Here is a 3,271-nt window from a genome sequence, read left to right as displayed (position 1 = left end):
TGGGCATTGATTTATGTCATATTGATAGCTTCAATTAATTTTAGAACTAATTAAGCGGACTTCATATTAAACCCACAAGCTATAAGTTTAAAGCTACTATGCAAGTAGTCAACTAAAAGGCTTAGAGCTTAGAGCTTAGAGCTAAAAGCTTTTTGATAAATTTGATTTGACCTAAGATATCTCCTCGTTCCACATTTTTGATTTGACCTTTGCGAATCATATTCATAGTTTCATACCCTGAAATGGTTCGACTAGCACTGCCAAATTCTCGAAAATGCTGACTGGCAATGCCCAGCAATGCCTACCCGAAGAGGTGATCAGGTTATTCGTCGAGTTATTGAGAGCCGACAACCTGAATTAGATGCTCACCATCAACAGCATCAATTAGGCTCTACCCATAACAGTAAAGGCAAAGATGCCCCTAGCATTACTGATGTTATCTCTCTTTAATCATGACTCAACTAGCACCAGATCAAATGGCTTATTTGAAAGCTGCTACCAAAGCGATTGCCCAAGAATTGAAATTCGTTCCTGAAGACGAAGCTGATTTTGAAGCGTTTTTCAATGATAACATCAAGCTCATTGTTGAAAAGGCTAAAGAGCTTAATTTTCAGACTTGGATCAAATTCCTCGAAAGCAAATATCAGCACCATGATTATACCAACGCTCACGATCTTCTTCTGGAAACCATCACCGAGCGACTTTGGATTCAACTCAACTCTTGATATTAATCAAGAATCAAGAATATTCATTCTCGATTCTTAGAAGAAACACTCAACAACTTGAGCCAATTAAAATCTACTTTCTCAAACACTAGACATTTCATCATCTCTGAGCTATCTTGAATCAATATTCTTGATTCAATAGTATTTATTCTCGATTCAATAATCTTGATTCTTGATTTATCCCTCACTCTTGATCTTTTCCTATGAGCCGAATAATTTCTATTTTCAATATGAAAGGTGGGGTGGGAAAATCCACTACTGCCTATAATCTCGCTGCTGGTTTAGCTCGTTTTCATCAGCAACATATTTTGTTAATTGATATTGATCCTCAAGGTAATTCCGCTGCTTCCCTCGGAATCAAAATCTGGGATCTAGAGCTTCAGCTTCGAGATGTTCTGCTTCGTCATTCTTCTCTCCATGAAGCGACTATTTCTCTTTCTGACCATATTGATATTGTTCCCTCTAATATTCGTTTAGCTGAAGATGAAATTCCTATCTCTGGTTTACCTGGGCGTGAACTTCTTTTACGTAAAGCAATCGCTTCGGTTCTTGACGACTATGACTTTATTTTGATTGATTGTCCCCCCAACATCGGTGTTTTTTCCATTAATGCTCTTATGGCTAGTAACGAAGTCATTATTCCTGTCGATATGAGCTATTTAGGTCTGTTGGGTATTAGCTCTATTGAAAAAGCTTTAGATTTAATTCATTCTGCCCTTGAACACCCTATCGAAATCACTGGAGTCTTAGCTACTCGTTTTGATGCCAGAAATAATCTTAGTAAAGAAGTTCTCCAATCTTTACAACATCGTTTCACCGCTCAGATGTTCTCCACTGTTATCCCTGAGTCGGTCAAACTTCGTGAAGCCCCCAGCTTTTCTCTCTCTATTTTTGACCATGACTCAAATGGCAAAGGCGCAAAAGCTTATTTATCTCTCGTTGAGGAAGTGATTGGATGTCAGTAAATAAAAAGAAATCTTCCTTAGGCAATAATCCTCTTGCTAATCACAATCCACAATCTACTGGTATTTTTCATCCCACTGAGAAATCTACTCCTTCATCTAACCATCAGAACAATCTTGATTCAAGACCCCAGAATCTTGATTCAATATTCTTGAAAGCTTCTGAAAAAGAGAAAGTTAATTTGCGTCTTCCTCTCGAACTTAATGACTGGCTTGATGATCTGGTTAAAAAAGGTAAACGTCTTCATGGTCACAAAATTCCTAAAGAGATTTGGGTTCAGGCTGCCTTAGAACTTTTTTCTTCTCTTTCTCACAATTGGCTTGAAGTTGAATCTATTGAACAACTTCAAGCTAAAATTCAATCTCTCTCTTCCCAATTAAATCAAGATTCTTGATTCAATCTTCTTTACTCTTTATTCCTGATTCTTGATTTTCTCTCCTACTGTGATGACTCAATTTATGGCTGGTGTCGGATCTCTAAATCATCCGTCATATGCGAAGCGGTATCCTTTAGGACAGCTTGCTATATATACCTTTCAACCTCCTTCTGTGACGATGGTGACGGCAAAAATGAAAACTTCTGTACTGAATCATTTTTCTCTAGTTGATCTTTATTAACCGTATTACATTCAATCTCACTTTCTATACTATTAACTTTTTCAGAGGACTTTTTGAAAATGCCGTCATATGCGGAGCGGTATCCTTTAGGACACTCGTAACATCTTTCACCAGCAATGGCTTCAGTCATCACACTATCTATCACGTCCATCACATAATCTATCACCATCATCCATAAACTATTAATCACATTTGTACTACCTGCTACTAAATTAGATTCCCGTATAATCATGGTGCTATCTTCTAGCACTTCATCTGTGTTCTCCCTAAAAACACTAGTTACACTCTCCCCTGCTTCTGACTTTTCACGGTATCTTGGGTCGAAAAAAAACTAGGTAATAATGTTCGCTAACTTTTGTTCAATCTTGAGGTTTCCTCAACCAAATCTGACAAACCCATTGAAAGTGTACTCATCCCTCGCTCCAAAGCTTCAATTCGACCACGACGTGATAGAGCTTCAACCGCTTTCAAATAAGCTTGACTTCCAGCTTTATAGTCATTCTAAATAGGAAACATATGAAATAATATAAGCTAGATGAGAAATCAATCAGGTTAGATGACTTATAGTGTAGATTTGCGAAAGCGGGTAGTGGACTTTGTAGCGGCTGGAGGCTCCAAAGCCGAAGCATCAAGAAGATATGAGGTAAGTCTATGGTGTGTGAATGATTGGTGTCGAAGAAAGAATTTGACTCCAGCACCACAACTTGGAAGAAAGCGAAAACTAGACTCTCTAGCAATTGCCCAACATATTCAAGAAAATCCAGATGCTTTGTTAAGAGAAAGGGCGCAATATTTTGGAGTGCATACGAGTGCTATTGGGTATGCCCAGAAACAAATGAAGTTAACTCGTAAAAAAAACGCTGAAATACACTGAACGTAAGCATAGTGAGCGAATCAGCTTTCTGAGAAATTTACGTAAAATTGTCATTCTTGACGGATCAAGCAATTTAGTTTACTTGGATGAAT

7 protein-coding genes are annotated in these 3,271 nt (G+C 37.8%); 5 read left to right on the top strand and 2 right to left on the bottom strand.

The window, feature by feature from the left end:
* Positions 1-121: 121 nt before the first annotated feature.
* Positions 122-298, bottom strand: a complete 177-nt coding sequence (locus tag PLEUR7319_RS42525; RefSeq protein ID WP_019503947.1) for a hypothetical protein — start codon at positions 296-298, stop codon at positions 122-124.
* Here PLEUR7319_RS42525 and PLEUR7319_RS41185 point away from each other — a divergent pair.
* The 4 genes from PLEUR7319_RS41185 (at position 298) to PLEUR7319_RS0104175 (ending at position 2,082) form a co-directional block, all read left to right on the top strand.
* Positions 298-450, top strand: coding sequence for a hypothetical protein (locus tag PLEUR7319_RS41185; RefSeq protein WP_019503946.1), 153 nt, complete (start codon positions 298-300; stop codon positions 448-450). The genes PLEUR7319_RS42525 and PLEUR7319_RS41185 overlap by 1 nt on opposite strands.
* Before the next feature lie 2 nt (positions 451-452).
* Entirely contained in the window at positions 453-725 is a 273-nt protein-coding gene (locus PLEUR7319_RS0104185; protein WP_019503945.1) for a hypothetical protein, read from the top strand.
* Positions 726-928: 203 nt separating this feature from the next.
* Positions 929-1,690, top strand: coding sequence for a ParA family protein (locus PLEUR7319_RS0104180; protein WP_026102292.1), 762 nt, complete (start codon positions 929-931; stop codon positions 1,688-1,690).
* Positions 1,681-2,082 (top strand): hypothetical protein, encoded by a 402-nt coding sequence (locus PLEUR7319_RS0104175; RefSeq protein ID WP_019503943.1) that lies wholly within the window; start codon positions 1,681-1,683, stop codon positions 2,080-2,082. The genes PLEUR7319_RS0104180 and PLEUR7319_RS0104175 overlap by 10 nt, the downstream gene beginning before the upstream one ends.
* Before the next feature lie 128 nt (positions 2,083-2,210).
* Here the strand turns inward: PLEUR7319_RS0104175 and PLEUR7319_RS0104170 are convergent, their stop codons facing one another.
* Positions 2,211-2,555 carry a hypothetical protein gene (locus PLEUR7319_RS0104170; RefSeq protein WP_144054249.1) on the bottom strand — a complete coding sequence of 115 codons (345 nt, stop codon included), beginning with the start codon at positions 2,553-2,555 and terminating at the stop codon, positions 2,211-2,213.
* Positions 2,556-2,861: 306 nt separating this feature from the next.
* Between PLEUR7319_RS0104170 and PLEUR7319_RS34235 the strand changes: the two genes are divergently transcribed.
* On the top strand, positions 2,862-3,179 hold the full coding sequence (locus PLEUR7319_RS34235) for an IS630 transposase-related protein (protein ID WP_019503386.1): 318 nt from the start codon (positions 2,862-2,864) through the stop codon (positions 3,177-3,179).
* Positions 3,180-3,271 lie beyond the last annotated feature (92 nt).

The sequence above is a fragment of the Pleurocapsa sp. PCC 7319 genome, from assembly GCF_000332195.1.
Taxonomy (GTDB): domain Bacteria; phylum Cyanobacteriota; class Cyanobacteriia; order Cyanobacteriales; family Xenococcaceae; genus Waterburya.
This window is presented reverse-complemented; position numbering and strand designations above follow the sequence as displayed.